Genomic DNA, 18416 nt, shown 5'->3' on the forward strand with positions numbered 1-18416 from the left:
CGGATCATCTGCGGCCGGATCGTTGCTCTGTCACGGCGTGGAAGAGTGCGCGGCCGACAGCCTGAGCCCGCTCTTGTTCCGCGGTTTTCGCGCGGGCCCTCGTACCGTGCTGCACCAGGCTCCGGACCTTGCACAGCGCCTTGTCGCCAGCACCTTGTTCGTCAAACTTATCCGGATCGCGGTGGAACGCCAGCGCAGCGGCCGCGATGATCGCCCGCACGTCCCGTAAGAAGCTTGGTGTGGTACCGCGCAGCAACAGTGTGCCCGCATCGTGGATCTTCTCGAAATCTTGGAATCCCAATCCCAGTCGACCATACAGCGTATGCCCGTTCAGTGCTTCATAGGGATCCGCGAGAAGGGCATTCACCACCTTTTCCGCTTCGCATGAAATTGCTGCTTCCGGCCAGGGCTCGGGCCAGTGGGAGGCGACTCCCGCCGCCACGGCGGGGCCGCGGATCTGTTCGACCGCCGCAAGGCACACCCGCGCTCGCAACGGTGCGGGTGGGTACTTTGCCGTGCCCACACCCATTCCAGCGTTCAGAATCGCGTCGAAGAGCGTCACCGCATAGGCCTCGCCGACCGACAGGCAGCCGTATATGTCAGCAAACACCTCGCCCGACCAGTCCAACCAGTCCGCGCTCACGCCAGCGCTTGCGATGCGTTCGCTCAAAGCGTCACCGAGATCAAAACGGTCTTCGACATGATGCCCGACCTCGTGCGCGACGTAGAGGAGGTCTGGTACATGGCGGGTCGTGTACCATGGAATACCGATCATCGGGAATGGTATTTCCCGTTGCCATCTACGGCCTTCTTCCGAACTCATTCCAAACTGGAGAAACTCGCTCCCTCGGAGCTGGGCGAACGGCGTTCGTGAACGATTGAGGAATACCAGTGGAGGCTCGATCGCGATGGTGGGATCACCTCGAACGCTACCGACCTCGACCGCTGGCCGGAAGCAGGCCCAGGCAAACTCGTCAGCGACTGTCAGAAAATCCCTGGTCCATTCGACGAAACGGAGCGTCAGCTTCGAGCGAAAAAAATCCCAGGCATGATGCAGGTCAAGAATAATATCCTGACGATCATCGATCGAACACGTCGCGTCCTGCATCTGCACGCCGGCTTCCTCGGCAAATGCTTGAAGCATTGTGACGATGCTCCGCACCTGGCTGTGATGTTTCTCCAGGGGTCGGCCTTCCATGGCTTCTTGCTCCCACAGGCAAAGTTCGTTCGACAAGCTCTCCACCTGATGTTTCCATTCGACCCGGCGCCGTTCGTCCAGCCGGCTCATGCCTGAATCAGCGCCGAGGTCGCTGCGAAAACGGCGGTGGTGCGCGCTGCCCAGCGGTTGACATCGCCCGACGCCGGCACGGAGGCCGGCCAGACGCGCTCACGCAGATCGCGGATGGCAGCCAGTACATCGACTTGTCCGCGCAGCCCCTCGGCCAATGCACGGGTCACTTGTTTGCTGTGGCGCAATTCGAGCCCGGCGGCCACCACCACGGGTGCCACAGCCTGTTGGAACAGCAGCGCCGCGAAAAGATTACGGAGGAGTAGTTGGGAGTGGAAGTCCGCGGACGAGCCGGGCGGCGGCGGGTCGAGCACCACGACCGGCGCGGTACCCGGTTCGCATTCGGCAATCCAGCTCGCAACCTCCCGAGGCCGGACGTCGGTACCGCGGACCCCGCCCGCCGGCCGTCGGTGTGGGCCGTCGGCGGAGAAATCGAGGCACGGAGAATCACCGATCATTGCCAGCGGTGCCCGCAGGTGCAGTATCGCGGGAGTCGGGATGTCGTTGTTCCGAATCAGTCGCAGCCCAGTATTCCCCAGATCCGACCGCTTGATGTGCCAAATCTGATAGTGACACTCCTCGTATTCCCGCACGATGTCGAACAGTGTCGACTCGCCGGACGGTTTGGCCTGGTAGTCGGCGCGCGTCGCCGGCCTCACGATCGCAACCAATGGACGATTTCCATCGATATCTTGCTCCCGCAGCGACCTCCGCAATGACTCGTATAGTTCGCGAGCCCGATCCGATGAAACAGAAAGCGTGTCCTTATCGTCGGCCCGCAGGTTCGCGAAACTTTTGACGTCCGTGGCCCGCGCGGCTTCCAACCAGCGGGTGTTCACCTTGTTGGCCGCGGAGGGCATGCAACGGTACATGTTCAGCCGCCTGTGGCGGTTCCCATCCGCAGGCGGCAGGTCAGTCAGCTCCCACGGCAACATCTGAACTCGGGGCTCATCCGATTCGAGCTGAAGTCGGTATCTCATCACGTCACGATCAACGGCCTGTGACATGATCCCGGAAAGGACAGCCGCGAGTCGCGGCGGAAGATAGCCTTCATCGGCCGCCATCAGGCGCTGGAGTTCATCAATGTCGACGGTCACGCCATCAGGTCTGGTAACTGGATACGGTTTGTCATCTTCACTGCCCTCAAAGACAATCTTGATCTCTTGTTGCGGCACCGGCAGACCGAGACTGTCATAGATGCGCCGTGCTTTGTCTTTGCTGTCGTCCCGCTGATCGGCCGGCTCGATCTCGGCGCGCGCATCGTATATCGCCGCCGTCCAGCGTGACTTCGTCCGCACCTTACCGGCGCTGTCGACCGCTTCCTGGAGATACCGGACCACAGCATCACCATTACCTGCGTCGCGGGCTTCTCCGGCTGCTGACGGCTGCTTGGCCAGTAGTTTGAAGGCCCAGGCGCGCAGGAGCCACAATCTCTCGTCGCTGTCCGGCAGGCTTCCAGCGACCAACGACTCAAGATGATCCCGCAATATCGGATCAAAATTACGCTGATAGGGACCAGAATTGAGTTCAGCATAGTGATCACTGGGACGCGACCAGCGCCATCGCGCCAACAGCGACCTAGCCTCGGGCTGCGGGTTCCCCAGCGACCGCTGATCACGACAGACCCGTCGCGCTTCGCGGAACAACGGCGTTCGCAAAGTCGTGTTGGAAAGAAGAACGCCGGGGCCGTCCAGTTTTGCGACCTCCGAACGGAGCCCTTTAAGTTCGTCCGAATCCGCTCGCGGCGTATCGCAGAATTCAAGATCCGCCAAGGGAAGAAATCGAGCGGTCACCGGCCGGATCTTAGGGAGCTCTGCGGTTAGCCTGACGGCAAAATGACCCGCCGCCGCACGTACGTCTTCTGTGTTACTACTCTGATGGCAAAGTACCAATCCGGTCACCGCGACGCGGGCAGCGATCTGCGGTGGCACGACGCGTTCGGTCATCGCCGTGAGGCAGTCCGTCAAGACGCCGATAAACCTCAGTATTTCCGCACCGGACGCTTTGATCGCCTGAGCCTGCACAGCGAGTAGCCAGATACGGACAGAAACCTCGTCGAAACGTCCGTTCGGCTCGACAGCCGGTGGGTTGGACACGTCATCGGGCAGTTCTTCGCTGGCCGTTGCGATGTCCCCGACGTCCCGCATCAGGAACGCCCCATATGCCAATCGCCACGTGGGGTGCCCGCTCGTATATCCCAACCCGCGCCACAGTTCCCCAGCCTCGCGAAACTTCTCCCCCGCCTCGTCCAACATGAGCAACTCGCCGAGAAGCGAGGCGTGAAGCTGCAGGGTGAGGGCACGATGGCGGATGCCGTCCTCGACCGATGAGAAATCATCATCGGGGATGATCATGGCCTGGTCGAGACAGCTCAAGGCGGTACGCTCATCGCCGAGCAGCAGGGCAGCCTCAGCCTGTGCCCGAATCAGTGCGGCCCGTTCGGCAGGGGCAAGATCAGCCCTGCCAACCAATGGAGCCGGGTCGGTGAGCGCCCGCCGTGCAGTATTGGCAGCTTCCTGCGGCTCAGCGCACCGCAACAGCAGGTGTATCCGCCGAAGCTTCAGCGTAACCGATGGGGATCCACCATCGGGGACGGCCCGCAGTGCAGCGTCGAAGTCGCCTCGCTGTTCATGGTGATCGGCGAGCGCGAGCGTGATCTCTTCCTCACGGCCGCTCCAGCCGGCGGCGGCGGTCAGCGCATTCCTGTAAGCCTCAATAGCCCGATCATCGCCTAGCGCCGCGCGGCAGTCACCGACTACCTGCCAAACGTCGATCTTGTCACCAAGGTCCTCGGACGTGTGGCCAGAGATGACGTCAAGCACAGGCTCCGCGATCTCCAGTGCCTCCCGGGCCGCCCCCTCGGCCAGCCGGACAGCCGCGCGGACCGCGGCCGCCAAGACGGGTCGCGGCGACGGTTCCACACAGAGCTGGTCGTAACGGCTCAGGTGGCGTGCGGCTGCTGACCAGCGTGGGTCGGGGGCATTCGCCCGGTGCAGCCGTGCCCGCCGGGCAGCAGCATAGGCGAGGAGCAGTTCCGCCTCACCTGGGACAAGCGAACCGACAGTCGGGTTCCCGTCCTCATCCTGATAATCTTCCCCCAGGATATCCTGGGCGAGTACCGTCAGGTCGTCGAATGCCCCGGCGCGTCGGCAACGCAGGAGCGCACCCCGCCATTCATCCAAAGCCTCTGGAGCAGCACACTGGAATTTGTGATAGACAACCTCCCGGTAGCAGGACACCCATTCAGCACCCCGCCCGGGCTCAAAATCCACGGATTTCCGGAGGAAAGCCTCTGCAAAGGCACGGTGCAGGTCCTTGAAGACCGGTTTTTCGGCGATAAGCTCGCGCATCCACCGACGTGTGTGGCTGTGGAAGACGACTGCTTCCGGGTCATCCACGGAATGTTGCAGGAATGGCAGGATGCCGGCATGGGCGAGCAGGCCGGCCCAGATTCGATCCAGTTCGTCCTCACCGACGCGTTCGAAATACGGGCGCATCACTGTGCGGACGGCCTCGAACCGCAACCGTCGCGGCACGATCCCGTATTGCAACAGCCACCGCACGGCCGGGTCGACTATGCTCTGCGACACTCTTTCGAGCAGGTGAGGCAATACCTGCTGGCCGTCCGTGTCGAGCGGGGTGACCTCCCCATTGTGGTCGATCAGATCGGTGTAAAGATCGGCATAAAGCGCCAGCGCCAACGGTGAACCACCAGCCATAAGAACACCCGTTGTCACCAGGTCGTCGTCCTCAATGCCGCGTTTCTCCCGCAGGTAGCGCCTGGCGGTCTCTTCGTCGAAGTTCGTTACTTCGATCTTCTCAAGGCCGGCGAACCAGCCCAACACGTCCGACCCGTCAGCGGGACGAGCACCGATCGTCTCCAGCCCAGACGTGAGCAGTTCAGGACATGGGCCGGCAAGGATCAAGCGTAACGTCGGGCACTTGCTGTGTACATCAGCAAGCAGCCTGAGGAGAACAAATGTCTTCTCCTCATCGAATTTGAACAGCACGTCGACCGAGTCAACGACGACAACAACCGGTTGATTCGACGACCCGTAGTTGAGCTTGGTGATAAATTCTTCCTTGGCTGCCCGCTCGGCATTCGCGGAGAACGGGTCGCCAGGCAGAAGCCGCGCAGCCACCGCGAGTTGCTCCGAGGGCTCCGTCTGCCGAAGCAGACTGGCGAACATTTCATTTTTTTCAAGAAGTACGCTGAAGTTCGCGGTGTCCGTGTGTAACTGCAACTGCGCGGCGATCGGTAGCAGGATCAACCACGGATGTCTTCCGAGAATGACCGGGTCGAGCGCATCCAGGTCGACCCAGGCACAGGGAATGTCAGCGGGCTGCCTGTCCCCACCAGCCTCTTCGCCGGGATGTTCCGGAACGCAACGCCGGGCGATGAGCCACTGCAGACCCATGGATTTACCGCTGCCGTCGGCTCCGAACATGTACCAGCCGCGAACACCGCCGTCGTTTGACAGCAGGCGCTCCACCTGCTCACGCCAGCCGCTAGGCGGCAGAAAATGGGCCGACCGCCGATGTTCCACAGACCAGTACTGCTGCCGACGCAAGTAGGTGGCCCTGCGGTCGTAGTAATCGCGAAGCCCAGTACGATCGACGCGAAAGTCGTCGCCCAATATACCGAGAGCATCCCGGAAACGGGCGAAATCGCGAGCCCGGTCCGCGGCGTCAAACTCCGCGCCGAACAGCCTCTTGGCCTCCGGCTGATCAGCGATCATCAGGTGCCGGAGATACTCAAGCCGGTTGTTTCGCTCCCGCTGATAACTCGCCAACTTAGCGGACAAATCCCTTAATTCAGCCGATTTGTCCTGCTTGCACTCCTCTCGCCGCCAATCCTCCAGACAATTTTCACGTTTCGTGGCTTCCAGCCTGAACTGATTTTTCCTGCCTGGAGCCTTCTCAACAAGTCCATGCCACTCAAGCACGTCGAGACCGGGGCCGTCTTCCAACTCCACCTCGGGCGGAAGGATTGCCTGCAGAGCTCCCCTGTCAAAGATGTGAGCCACCAAGCAGAATTGCAACAGGAGATCCCGGCTCGCGGGCAGAGACGATTGTCCGGACGGCCCACTAGTTCCACCGGAATCCAGGCGGCCAACCTCGGCGTACGGCGGAATCATTTTCATGTCCGGGCCTGCAGTTTACCGTCATCCTCTGCCCGGATCCGAATTTTGTTGAACCCACGAAATGACCTCTCAAGAGTTTCTGGCAGCGTGTTGAGGAAGCTATCCAATCCCTCTGGACCAACGAAATTCTGGCCCAGACGTTCGAGATACTCGCGGAACAGCCGCTTAAACTGATCGCCAGGAGGTTTGAGAGGTCCTATTACCGCACCCAGGTGCCCTTCGACCGCGGGTAACGGCTCGACCGACGATGTGATATTCCACATGAGTACGACCCGTAGCCGTCCCCGCCTTTCGGCTATTATCGGTATTATAAAATTATTATAGAAGAGGTCGAATTTATTACGGTCCATACAGCCAACGCAATTTTCCTCAGGGTTGCGAGATGTACGATTCCCCACCTTGATGTGATCAAGAAAGATCACCCGTGCGGTGTCGCCGTCACACCTCCGCGACACCTTGACGAGTTCCTTGAAGAACTCTTTTACGGTACGCACGGTGAGTTTGTCATCGACTTCTACAGGGTACGGCGGGAGATAGACACCACTGAATTCACCCCTCGGAAGATGATCCGGATTTTCCACGTCCGTCATCGCTTCGAAAATTAGGGTAACTATATCCAGTGCATTTTCAACAGAGACTTCGACCGGTAGTTCGCTGACGTCCTGCACCTGTTGTCCATCGGCGTCCTGCCGGCGCACCAGGTTATTGCAGTCAATATAGGTGACCCGGAGCCCGCGCTGCCGTAGGCTCAGCAACGCCCACAGAGCGAGCGACGTCTTGCCTGATGTCTTGTTCCCGCTGATGACCGCAAAATTCTTCGGCTTTTCTTCAGTGACGCGGGGCGGGTCGAGTGCCCACCATACACCTCTACGTTCCGTGTCGCGGTCGACGAGGACGGAGTTTCGATGCATTTCCGGGCTGTGAAACACCTGAAGGCGTTTGACCGCCGTGCTGTCGTCGGGGTCGAGGTCCAGATGTAAAAGATCTCGCCATGGACGGACACTCAGCAACCGGGGCACGGCCCACACGGGACTGTCGATACGCAACTTGTATCGGGCAACTGCAATCGCCTGGTCAATCGCGGGAAGATCACTCCTGCCGAGGGCATCATAGAAGCCACGGGAAAATTCGACTGCATGGCTGGAGTCGATCTCAGCCCGCATCGCGACCACGGCACCCGCCCCGGAGTTCAGAAACGCCTGTGCAAGATCCTTCGTATCACTAGTCGGGTCGTTACCCTCGGTGCGGCAAACGTTGAGGACGACGAGTCTCGGTTTCCGCAAAGTGAGGGTGCTGTTACCGACCTCCCCCGCACCTAGCTGCCAGTCCCCATCGATTCTCGACTTGAAGCCGAGCATCGAAGCGCCGTTCTGCATAGAAATCACATGTCCAATAAAATGCAGGACATGTGGATGCAATACGTCGATAGTGTCGGCCAGTTTCTTCTTTGACGGTCCGTACAGCACCTCAGTATGCACGCTCACCGACCGGGCAGCAAGACCCGTTGTGATGCTCGCGACTTCCTGATCCGCCAACAGTCCAGGCGTGTCCGGCTCACAGACGACGACCAGGACTCGCAATGGGCCTTTCTCCGTACCTGGATGCCACGGACGGTTGCGCCGCTGCCACAGCGACCAGGGTATGTTGTGATTCTGGAAGAAAAAGCCGGAGAAGTTCTCGTGCACCGGCCCGCATCCGTACATCAGCTCCCATGGCAGGTCACGCAACCCGCCCTGCTGGAGTGGCTCATCGGGCAGCGCGAGCAGCACCCGATTCGGAGGATCCGTTTGAAGCGCGAGCCACTGCTCCTGAACCTCCTGTCGGTTGACCAGGGCAAACAGGCTCTCGCCCACCCCCTGCCGCAGGCTGTCGTCTCCAGCGTTGCTCAGCGGTCTTGTCTCAGCTATCTGTTTCCGAACGGCCTGCACCTCAGCCGCCGAGAACGATGCCCCGCCCGCTGTCAATAGCCTGGGAGAGCCGCTCTGGCCGACTCCGCATGGCTCGTCGTAACGGTACAGGTTAACGACATAGTTTCCCGGCTTCGTCGGGTCGGATCGGATGTCGAAGACCGCGGTCGGCCTGGAGTTCGCACAGGGAACCAACGGCGGTTGTTGCACCGGTGACGGGTTCGATTGGTAGGTCGTCATGGCGTCAGACGGATTGGGCACCGGCAGCGTCATCCGCCGACTCGGGCGGCGCTTCGCCTGGGGGAAGCACGTCGATGACGTGTTCGGGATGCTCACCCACGTAGTTGATCAGTGCGGGGGGAACGTCCGTCGGGAAGGCGCCAAGGCCACCCTGACTCATCCCGAAGTCTTCCACCACTCTACGGAGAAAGGTCCTCTTCAACCGCGTTACCTGGAACATCGGTGTGCAAGCCTCGACCGTCCAGGAGTCGTTGCGGGCGGTGGACCGGTCGAGGTCGAATTTCATGGCGAGATCGACGACTGTGAACGGCCCCGACCCGACGCCCGCTCGGGCGTTGAGCCGCACCGAGCCACCGGACTCGCTCGCGCCGAAGAGGAGAATCCCGCCGGACGCCGTCACCACGGACGTGACCACGACCTTGTCGAGGTCCCAGTCGTCGGCCCACCACCGCCGCAGCAAGGTTGTGGCGACCTTCGTCGCGTCCGCGACGTCGACCTGGGTCACCCCGTCATAGGCCACCAGCATGGCGTCGCCCCGCCGGAACCGGATCTCCGCCTGCATGCGGGCATCCGCGACACCCGCTGCCGGCGCAAACGTGATGTCAACGCTTCCGTTCGAGTCATGCTCAAAACTCGGAATCGATGTTCCGGCGCGGACGGATAGTCCTGCGGTCATATCGCCGGCCCGCACTAACCTTCCCGACGTCGCCACAAAGATGTCGCCGACCGCGACGACCCTGGTCAGGGGCCAGTTCACCCACCAGTTCGGCCAGCGCTGCGCCATGATGTTCCGGTAGCTTCCCACAACGTCTGGCATGTTCCCCCCGGATGCCCGTTGATCGCGTGGAACGCCCGCTCTGTGCGATCGGTTGACATCATACCGAATCCGGATAATCAGTTGTCTAGCGGTAGTCGGTCTGAAACTGGACAACAACCGGTCCGAAGAAAGCAGGCGCCGGACCCGTGCGCGTGCGCGTGCGCGTGCCGAACGTGCTGATGCGTCGGCCGGCGCAGGGTCGGTGCCGGGTCGATACAGGAAGGCCGGGCGCCGCAGTCAGCTGACGGTGAGGCAAACGAAGATCGAGAGATGTTTGTCGTCGGGTACGCCTGGCAGCTGAAAAAGCGTACGCAACGACAAACATCCGCCGATCTTGTCAGCGAACGGCGGAGGACGGCCCCTGATCGGCTTAAGACCGCTGATCAGTGGACGTGGGGGTCGGCGGGGCAGTCCAGGGCGCTGGCCCCGGTCAGGCCGCTGACGGTCAGCCGGGCGGACAGGCGCACCGGGCCGGGCGTGTCGGTGCGGATGCCCGTCCAGCCGTCCGCCGTCTCGAACACGCACGCCTCATACCCGTCGTCCAGCTGCCAGTACGGCGTGAAGTGCACGAGAACGGTCGCGAGCCCCGGGGCGGAGAAGTTCACCGCCAGTGAGCTGACCCCGAGCTCGGTCAGCGTCGCCGGCCCCCGCACCAGCCCCGGCGCGTCGGTGACCAGCCAGACCTTCCAGTGCGGGTCCGACCAGGCGAGCTCCAGGTAGGGCTGGCCGGCCGCCAGCAGTTTCGCCTCCTCGACGGCGGAGGAGTCCAGCTCCACGTCCGGCAGCGCCACGAAACGGACGCCGCGTTCGAGTAGCCACCGATGGTAGGTGTCGGGGGCGAGCGTGCCGTCGTAGAACAGCGAGTTGTACGTCATGTCGAGCTGCCGTTCCCAGCCGCGGGCGAGCGGGACGTGCGGCGCCACCAGCGACGCCTCCCAGTGCGCACGGGTGAACGGGACCTCCACCCGGCCTGCGGCCACCGGGCCGTGGTCGAGGTAGTCGAGCAGACCGGTGTAGTAACCGGGCTGGCCCGAGGCGTCCCCGTAGGTGGCCAGCGCGCCGTGTACGGGGCCGATCTGCCAGCCGACCAGCGGTATCGCGACAACGAGCAGCACCCGTGGACGGCGGGCCAACAGCATCGCCGCGACCGGGCCCGCCAGCAGGGTCGCCGGCCGGGCGATGTTCCCGCCGATCTGCGTCGGGACGAAGAAGAAGACAGCGGCGGCACCCGCCCACAGCCCCAGGCCCCGGCGGATCGCCACTTCCTTCTTCGGGACGACGACCAGCCCGGCGGCGATCAGCACGAGCAGGGACAGGAACGTCAACGCCGGGAACGGCTGCACACCGTGTTCGGGGAACAGCAACGCGACGATGATGCCGCTCGCCGCGCCAACCAGCGGCTGCACTCGACGCCGGTCGAGCGTGCCGAGCAGGGCCAGGCCGATCAGCAGCACGAACCCGCCGGCGAGCGGCGAGGCCAGCGACGAGCCGATCGCACCGACCCAGGCCGCCTTCATCCGCCGCTCACGCACGCCGAGCAGCGCGAGCGCGCCGAACGCCATCCCGAGGGCGAACGGCATCCGCCCGACGACAAGATTCGCCACCGTCGCGACCGCGAACCAGACCAGCGCCAGGTCGTTGCCGTTGCCGTTGTCGTGGGTCCGGCCGCTGCCACGCAGCAGCCTGGTCACGATCATCGTGGACGTGACGCAGGCGAGGCAGCCCAGGGCCTGCACTCCGAACAGCGCCCCGAGCGGCGGGAAAAGCACGCTGTAGCCGGGTACGGTGTGCCCGCCGTACCACTGGTCGTCCCACAGAATCGCGCCGCCGTGCTTGAACAGCCACACTCGGTATTCCTGCGCGGGGGTGTCCGGGCCGGTGAGCCCAAGGAGCAGCGACAGTCCACACAGGACGGCAGTGATCATCCACGGTCGGCGCCGGCACGCCGCGGCACCGGCGAGCGCACCGGCGAGCGCACCGGCGACGATGGCCCGAACCGCCGTGGATGGGGAGCGCTGGTCGCCACATCTACCGACGAAGGCCGCCACGTGCCGCAATGGGGGACAGAAGGCTGGGAAGGAGTGCACCGCCGGTGACTCGTGCTCAACCATCGGTATCCGGCCTGTCACGTTTCGTCCTACCACGGTTTCACGTGGCACAGTTTCACAACGGTCATCACGATGCCGGTCGGGATGCCGGTCGGGATGCCGGTCGGGATGCCGGTCGGGATGCGTGTCGGGATGCGTGTCACGCGATCGGCGCGCGCGCCGCCGGTCTTCGCGCCGCCGGTGTTCGCGCCGCAAGGTGCCGAGTGGACCCAACCGACACCTCCCAGTGTCCAACCTCCGGAAACCCGCGGACCGGAACTACCCGGCCAGCGCCGATCCGGATCGCCTGCGGCGGCATCGCTGGACGGCAACGAAGATCCATGATGTCATTCCGTAACCGTGTAGTCCTGTTTGATACACCCGGTGCCTGGCCGACGCTGGTAGGCGCCATCGCGGCGGTTACCGCCGTTCTCGCCGAAGCCCGGCTCGGACCACGCAACCCGGACACGCTCAATCCCTCGTCCTGGTGGGGGATCCTCCCATCCGGTCCACCGCCTGGCGCAACCCGAGGCTGGCTGGCCGCGATCGCCGCCATCGCCGTGATCACGCTGTGTCTGTGTTGGTGCGCCCTGATCCGCGCGACGCTCCGCGAAACCCTCACGCCATCCCGGGTGGCCGTCACCTCGCTCGCATGGACGCTGCCGTTCGCCCTCGGCCCACCGCTGTTCAGCCGGGACGTCTACGCCTATGCCGGCCAGGGCGAGCTCGCCCGCCACGGGCTCGATCCGGCGACACACGGCATTTCAGCGCTGCGCACGCTCGGCCCCCACCTGGACGCCTTCGTGGCCGCGGTTGATCCACGCTGGCGCGAAACCCATGCCCCCTACGGCGGAACGGCTGTGTTCGTCGAGAAGACGGCCGCGGCGGTCGGTGACACTCTGTTCGGTGCTGGTCCGATCGGTGCCGTGCTCCTGCTACGCCTCGTCGCCGTGACCTCGGTGGTGGCGCTGGTGCTGCTCACGGTGCGCCTTCTGCCCCAGCGGCCGGGCACCCAGCGGACCGCGCTGGTGCTCGCGCTGCTCGCCTGCAATCCGGTCACCGTGATCCACCTGGTCGGCGGCGCGCACCTGGACGCGCTGGCCGGCGCGCTGTGCATCGCAGCACTCGTCGTCGACCGGCACCGGCACCGGCACCGCCTTGATCTCCGTTGGCGGCCCGATCGCCCGACACCTGGACTTCCGATCAGTTCGTATGCCGCCCGGGCCGGCGCGGTCGCCCTCGCCTGCCTGGCAGGCACGATCAAGGCGACCGCCTTCCTCGCTCTCGCCGTACTGCTCGTCGTCCACCTTCGCGAACAGCTCGTGAGCGGCACCGGCACAGCCATCAGGACCGGGGCGACTCCACCTGCCCAGGCTGCCATGCCCCGGGGCGGCACGGCTGGCGCCATCATCACCGCCGCGACGGGCGTGCTCGTTGACCTCACGGTGGCCACAGCCACGATCACGGCCAGCATGATCGCAGTCGGCTTCGGTCCGACCTGGATCACAGCACTGTCCACCGCTGGCAGGCTGCGGACCGACATCGCTCCGGCCGCGCTCCTCGCCCATCCGATCTCGCTATCACTGCGGCTACTCGGCGTCAGCGGCCACGCCGAGACGGTCCTCGCCGGCGCCCGAATCTCGTCGCTTACCGTGGCCGCAGCCGTCATCGCAGCGCTGTTCGGCCGGGCCTGGCGCAACCCGACGCCGCCTGAAGCCGGCACGGCTACGTGGACCGCAACGGCTGGTGGGACTGCAACGGCTGGTGGGACCGCAACGGCGGACGGGCCGGCCGGACGCGTCCCCGACGACGTCGCGATCATTGGTGTCGGCGGAATGGCGGTGGCCCTGGGCGGCCCCGTCGTCTACCCCTGGTATCTCGCGCTGGCCATCCCATCGCTCTCGGTAATAATCGGTACGAGTGGTTCACCTGCACTACGCCGACTGGCGATCATCGCTTCGGTGACGCTGTGTGTGACGTCGTTGGCGTCGTTGGCCCCGACCTGGACGCTTCTGAGGCAGACGCATCCGCCCGCAGATGTGACCCTGGCCGCTGTTGCGGCCCTGACCGTTGCCGTCGCCATGATCTCCAGGGTTGCCACGGCACGGACCGCGACGACGGCCAAGCGGCACGGACAGCCTCCCAGCAGACAATGAGGAGCAGACCGTTACGGACGACCAGGAGCAGGCTCGCGACGACTCGGCCCTGGATGACGTCCTCATAACGGATCGGATAGACCACGAGCGAGAGCAGGCAGGTCACCAACAGGCCAATGGTGACCCGGCGACGCCGGTCAACCACACAGCGAGCCGCTGCGGCAACAGTCTGGCCGGACGAGTGCGGACGGCACGCGGCAACCGCTAGTACCCAGACCAGGTACTGCGGGCTGAGCACCCGACTTGTCACGAGCACGACCAGCAGCAGCGCCAGCATACGGTCCGCCGGGTGGATCGCCGCGCGCGATTCCGCCGCGGCTCGGGAGCCCTCGAGGCTTCGGGACCAACGCGGCAGCCACCAGCGCGCGGCAGCGGCCAGCACGACCACAACCTCTACGAACGAGCAGATCGTTGCCACCAGCTGCGCCAGCTTGGATCCAAACTGCAGCGCCCCCCAGGCATATGACGGTCCAGCATGTAACCCGACCATGTGCGCAAGGACGAACGGGGTCGCCGAAACTGCCTCGACCTGCAGGCCCCGGTCCTTCTGCGCGCCCAGGAAGCCGAAGGCGTCCCGCCACCAGCCGGCGACGAACAGCACCACTGCGACCAACGCGACCGCCCCCACCAACCCGGCCGCCATGCGCACCAGGGCGGCCTGGGCCAAGCTGACGGCCGGACGCCCCGAACGTCCGCCCGAGCACCTGCGCAGCCGTCCGTGCAGAGGCCCACGCAGCCGCCCGGCCCAACGGATGCCCGAACCGGGCCCGCCCAACGCGAGCAGCAACAACACCGGCCACACCTTCACAGCGGTCCCAAGACCGACCGCCAGACCGACTCGCCCCCAACGTCCGCCACTGTGCTGGTTCGGCCCGCTCGCAGCCGGCCCGCTCGCAGCCGGCCCGCTCGCCGTCAGTCCGGGCGCAGCTGGCCCGCCGAGCCCCGCGACGGCGACCACGGCGAGCACCGCCGGCACCATGTCGAACCGTGCCACCGACACCGGTCCAAGGGCACAGATTCCGACCAGCCAGAACCGGGCCGCGGACACCGAACGGCGGGCAAGTATGGCGGTGATCGCGGCGTCCGCCGCGAGAATCAGCAGGAAGAACCCGACGTCGTAGGGAAATCCGGTCGCGGCCTCCAGCACGGATGGGACGACCAACACGATGGCGGCAGCCGGGGGATACTGCCAACGGTCGTCGCCGACAGGCAGGCCCCGACCGTGGAGCAGGCCACCGCCCCACTGGTCGTAGAGCCGGACGTCGCCCAGCACACCATGCTGGGCACCCAGGACCTTCGCGGTGATGGCCAACACAACCAGCGCTACTCGGGTGACCAGCCAAAACGCCCAGATCCGCCGGCCTGTCCACGGCTCGAGCCACTGGCGAACGCGGTCCACCCAGCGTCGGCGGCAGTCCACAAACCCGCTCCCCATACGCCGACCAGACCGTCGCCGTGCCGCCCTTGTGGGGCGGATGTCAACCGTCCGCACGATCAGGACGGTAGCGGGCCTCCCCCGTGCAACGGCTTCGGCGTGGCACGGGGACCCCTGGCCAGTGGTTAACCACGGCCCACGGCCCGGACGGCCCTCCGGGTGCTTCATCGGCCCCGGTAGGCTTTCGGCCATCCAGGCAAGGGAGACCTCGGTCAACCCTGCCGCGACACATCGTTCAGCACCCGAGTACTCTGCGTGATATAGCGGTGCATGTGTGCGACCGCCTCCCGGATCGTCCCAGCAATCAGGCTGACAACTGGTGGTGACCATCCGGGCCATGATCTACCCTTGCGTCCTGACACCCGGTCACCGACGAGCGTGCAGAGGCAGCCTCGCGACCCGCGACCCGCGACCCGCGACCCGCGACACCGCCAGCGCGGCGCACGCCCGGCCGGCACACGCCCAGCGCCCGGCCGCCCGGCCGCACTGCGCACGGCGCACTGCGCGGTCAACGGGGACCGCGTACAACACAAGGAGGTGTCTGAATGCTCGGATCTCCATCGGCGTGGGACACGGCACGGATCCAGCTGGAGAACGCCGTCCGCCACCTCGGCCTTGATGACGGCCTCCACGATCTGCTCCGGATGCCGCGTCGAGCGATCACCGTGAGTGTCCCGCTGATGCGTGACGACGGGCACCTGCTCGTCCTTTCGGGCTACCGGGTCCAGCACAACCTGGCCCGTGGACCCGCCAAGGGCGGCATCCGCTTCCACCCGTCCACCGACCTTGACGAGGTCAAGGCCCTGGCCATGTGGATGACGTGGAAGTGCGCGTTGATGGGTATCCCCTACGGCGGCGCCAAGGGCGGTATCGCCGTCGACCCGCACCTGCTCTCCCTCTCCGAGCGGGAGCGGATGACCCGCCGTTACGCGGCCGAGCTCGTCCCGCTCATCGGACCAGAAAAGGACATTCCCGCCCCGGACGTGGGTACCGACGAACAGACCATGGCATGGATCATGGACACCTACTCGACGCACACCGGCTACACCGCACCCGGAGTCGTCACCGGCAAGCCGTTGTCGATCGGCGGATCGGCCGGGCGGGCCGGGGCGACGAGCCGGGGTGTACAGCTGTCGGCCTTCGCGGCGCTGGCCGAACACGGCCTCGACCCCTACGACGTCACCGTCGCCGTCCAGGGATTCGGCAAGGTCGGCGCACTCGCCGCGCAGTACCTCCACGACGCCGGCGCTCGGATCGTCGCGGTCTCCGACGTCAAGGGTGGCGTCTACAACCCGCAGGGGCTCAATCCGGCCGCCCTGCTCCGCCGGGTCCAGCGCGGCGGCGACACCGTCGTCGGGCACCCCGGAACCGACACGATCACCAACGCCGAGCTGCTCGAGCTCGACGTCGACCTGCTGGTGCCCGCGGCGCTGGAAGGGGTCATCACCGCGGCGAACGCCGATCGGATCAAGGCGCGGATGATCGTCGAAGGTGCGAACGGCCCGATATCCGCGGACGCCGATCCGATCCTCGACGGAAACGGGGTCGTGGTCGTCCCGGACATCCTCGCCAACGGCGGCGGCGTCGCCGTCTCCTACTTCGAATGGGTACAGGACATCCAGGCCTACTTCTGGACGGAGGACCAGGTCAACGACCGGCTGTGCGACATCATGAAACGCGCCTACGGGGAGGTTTCAGCGCTGGCCACCGAGCGTGGCGTGAGCCTGCGCGCCGCCGCGCACATCATCGGGGTCGGCCGGGTCGCCGACGCGCACCGGACCCGCGGCCTCTACCCCTGACGCCACCGTCCCCGAGCCCCCCGCCGAGCTCGCCACGGCCGCGAGGCGGGGCGGACGGGCCGAACTCGGCGGCGCCCGCCGCCGACACCTTGATGATCGTCTCCATGTCGTCCGCCGGAGCCGTCCTGTTCCTGCGCTCGTGCCCACATGTCTCGCAGCGGTGCGTCAGGACGGTGTCATGGGGACGGGCCTCCACCGCAACCGGGCGCATCGGGCCGCCACACTGCGCCGCTCGATCACCGGGGTTGACGTCCACATGACGGGACCACAGGCAGCACGGACAGTGGTTGGTGTAACCGTCACCGTGGACCGGTGTCCCACAGGCGAGGCACTGGAAATCCTCGGTGGTGCGGACGAAGCGACGGGTCACCTGCCGACAGTATTGGAGTGACCGGCTATCGGGGACGCGGCGTCGCGGGGCTGGGGTGCGCTCACGACCGTTGTCCGAAATGCTCAATGAGTGATCTTCGTCATGGCACGGCCAGACCAGGCCACATCCACCAGAAGTGATCCCGCGTGTCGCCCGCCTCGGCCGAAGTTGTCGGACCCATCCTCTGAAATAGTGGGCGGCGAACCACAACCCTGTGATTCGCGGATCCCGTCCCGTCTGGAGGAGGCCATCGCCGTGGCAGTCGCCCACGTCCTGGCACCGGAGTCCGAGACCCTCGGCCCGCCGCCACATCCCATCGAGGTACCGGCCGCCGAGCCACGGGGCTCCGTCGACTCCCCGGTGTCCGCGCGCGCCGCGCAGACGGATACCAAGCGCGACACAGTGGATGCTTTGAGCGATCGCCAGCGCCAGATCCTGGAGTTCGAGCGGCACTGGTGGCGTTATGCGGGCGCCAAGGAGACCGCGATCCGCGCCGAGTTCACAATCTCAGCAACCCGCTACTACCAGATACTGAACGCTCTGATCGACTCCCCCGCAGCCCTCGTCGCCGACCCCATGCTGGTCAAGCGGCTACGCCGGTTGCGGGCGACACGCCGACGGGCACGCGCCGGCGGCACCGCCCGACTCGACCCGGCTGAGATGTGAGCGCCCGCCATGACCGATACCACCGTCACGTCGCCCAGCCCGCCCCGGCCGCCCCGGCTGCGTCCCGGTGATCGACTGCACGCCATCGCGGCCGGCAGCATCGCCGTGCTCGCCGTGCTCGGCTGCATTCTCGTGGTCAATCTGGTGAACGACCCGTCCGCGGACAAATCTGCCGCGACTGCCGCTGCCGCTGCGGCAGCGGCCGCCTCGGCATCGGCACACGCCCCGGCGGCGGGCGCGTCGCCGACAGCCGCCGCTTCCGCCGCAGCGGCGGTAGCCAGGCCGGCAACCTCGCATCCATCCGCGGCGGTTACCTCGCCGTCTCCCAGGGTCACGTCCCAACCGCCGGCAGCCGCGGCACCCACCCCGGCCGCCGCGCCGAAGCACGTCTTCATTCCGATCGTGATCCTCAACAATTCCAAGATCCCGGGGCTTGCCGATTCCGCCCGGGCACGGCTGGAAGCCGCGGGCTTCACTGTGGCACGGACCGGCAACTACCAGTCGGCG

Annotated in this window: 10 protein-coding genes and 1 pseudogene; 4 read left to right on the forward strand and 7 right to left on the reverse strand. The window is 65.4% G+C overall.

The features are described 5' to 3' along the window. Positions 1 to 4: 4 nt before the first annotated feature. The 5 genes from U9979_RS24285 to U9979_RS24305 form a co-directional block, all read right to left on the reverse strand. Complete coding sequence (locus U9979_RS24285; RefSeq protein ID WP_322781111.1) at positions 5 to 1288, reverse strand: hypothetical protein; 1284 nt, start codon at positions 1286 to 1288, stop codon at positions 5 to 7. Continuing rightward, complete coding sequence (locus tag U9979_RS24290) at positions 1285 to 6426, reverse strand: hypothetical protein (RefSeq protein WP_322781112.1); 5142 nt, start codon at positions 6424 to 6426, stop codon at positions 1285 to 1287. Before U9979_RS24290 ends, U9979_RS24285 begins: the two co-directional genes overlap by 4 nt. Positions 6427 to 6428: 2 nt before the next feature. Continuing rightward, positions 6429 to 8612 carry a CHAT domain-containing protein gene (locus U9979_RS24295; protein WP_322781113.1) on the reverse strand — a complete coding sequence of 728 codons (2184 nt, stop codon included), beginning with the start codon at positions 8610 to 8612 and terminating at the stop codon, positions 6429 to 6431. Further along, positions 8584 to 9396, reverse strand: coding sequence for a hypothetical protein (locus U9979_RS24300; RefSeq protein WP_322781114.1), 813 nt, complete (start codon positions 9394 to 9396; stop codon positions 8584 to 8586). The genes U9979_RS24295 and U9979_RS24300 overlap by 29 nt, the downstream gene beginning before the upstream one ends. A gap of 383 nt (positions 9397 to 9779) precedes the next feature. Continuing rightward, positions 9780 to 11321: a hypothetical protein gene (locus U9979_RS24305; RefSeq protein WP_322781122.1), complete on the reverse strand. Its 1542-nt coding sequence runs from the start codon at positions 11319 to 11321 to the stop codon at positions 9780 to 9782. 506 nt (positions 11322 to 11827) lie between these two features. On the opposite strand from U9979_RS24305, the pseudogene mptB reads away from it, so the two are divergent. Then, positions 11828 to 13153, forward strand: a pseudogene (mptB, locus tag U9979_RS24310) (polyprenol phosphomannose-dependent alpha 1,6 mannosyltransferase MptB); the annotation flags it as partial. Between the two features lie 280 nt (positions 13154 to 13433). Here the strand turns inward: mptB and U9979_RS25455 are convergent. Further along, positions 13434 to 15059 carry a hypothetical protein gene (locus U9979_RS25455; protein ID WP_416220303.1) on the reverse strand — a complete coding sequence of 542 codons (1626 nt, stop codon included), beginning with the start codon at positions 15057 to 15059 and terminating at the stop codon, positions 13434 to 13436. Between the two features lie 560 nt (positions 15060 to 15619). Here U9979_RS25455 and U9979_RS24315 point away from each other — a divergent pair. Then, positions 15620 to 16873, forward strand: a complete 1254-nt coding sequence (locus tag U9979_RS24315; RefSeq protein WP_322749210.1) for a Glu/Leu/Phe/Val dehydrogenase — start codon at positions 15620 to 15622, stop codon at positions 16871 to 16873. Here U9979_RS24315 and U9979_RS24320 read toward each other — a convergent pair. Then, complete coding sequence (locus tag U9979_RS24320) at positions 16818 to 17243, reverse strand: RNHCP domain-containing protein (protein ID WP_322749211.1); 426 nt, start codon at positions 17241 to 17243, stop codon at positions 16818 to 16820. The genes U9979_RS24315 and U9979_RS24320 overlap by 56 nt on opposite strands. Before the next feature lie 360 nt (positions 17244 to 17603). Between U9979_RS24320 and U9979_RS24325 the strand changes: the two genes are divergently transcribed. Together U9979_RS24325 and U9979_RS24330 are read left to right on the forward strand one after the other, a co-directional pair. Beyond that, positions 17604 to 17909: a DUF3263 domain-containing protein gene (locus U9979_RS24325; protein ID WP_416220304.1), complete on the forward strand. Its 306-nt coding sequence runs from the start codon at positions 17604 to 17606 to the stop codon at positions 17907 to 17909. 9 nt (positions 17910 to 17918) lie between these two features. Continuing rightward, a partial coding sequence (locus U9979_RS24330; protein ID WP_322781117.1) for a LytR C-terminal domain-containing protein occupies positions 17919 to 18416 on the forward strand: 498 nt, incomplete at its 3' end.

Origin of the sequence: Protofrankia sp. Cas4 (assembly GCF_963555915.1) — a bacterium.
Taxonomy (GTDB): Bacteria; Actinomycetota; Actinomycetes; order Frankiales; family Frankiaceae; genus Protofrankia.

Coding starts and splice junctions, on each gene's coding strand:
- U9979_RS24285 (WP_322781111.1), bottom strand. CDS start 1,288: ATGAGCCGGCTGGACGAACGGCGCCGGGTCGAATGGAAACATCAGGTG.
- U9979_RS24290 (WP_322781112.1), bottom strand. CDS start 6,426: ATGATTCCGCCGTACGCCGAGGTTGGCCGCCTGGATTCCGGTGGAACT.
- U9979_RS24295 (WP_322781113.1), bottom strand. CDS start 8,612: ATGACGCTGCCGGTGCCCAATCCGTCTGACGCCATGACGACCTACCAA.
- U9979_RS24300 (WP_322781114.1), bottom strand. CDS start 9,396: ATGCCAGACGTTGTGGGAAGCTACCGGAACATCATGGCGCAGCGCTGG.
- U9979_RS24305 (WP_322781122.1), bottom strand. CDS start 11,321: ATGATCACTGCCGTCCTGTGTGGACTGTCGCTGCTCCTTGGGCTCACC.
- U9979_RS24315 (WP_322749210.1), top strand. CDS start 15,620: ATGCTCGGATCTCCATCGGCGTGGGACACGGCACGGATCCAGCTGGAG.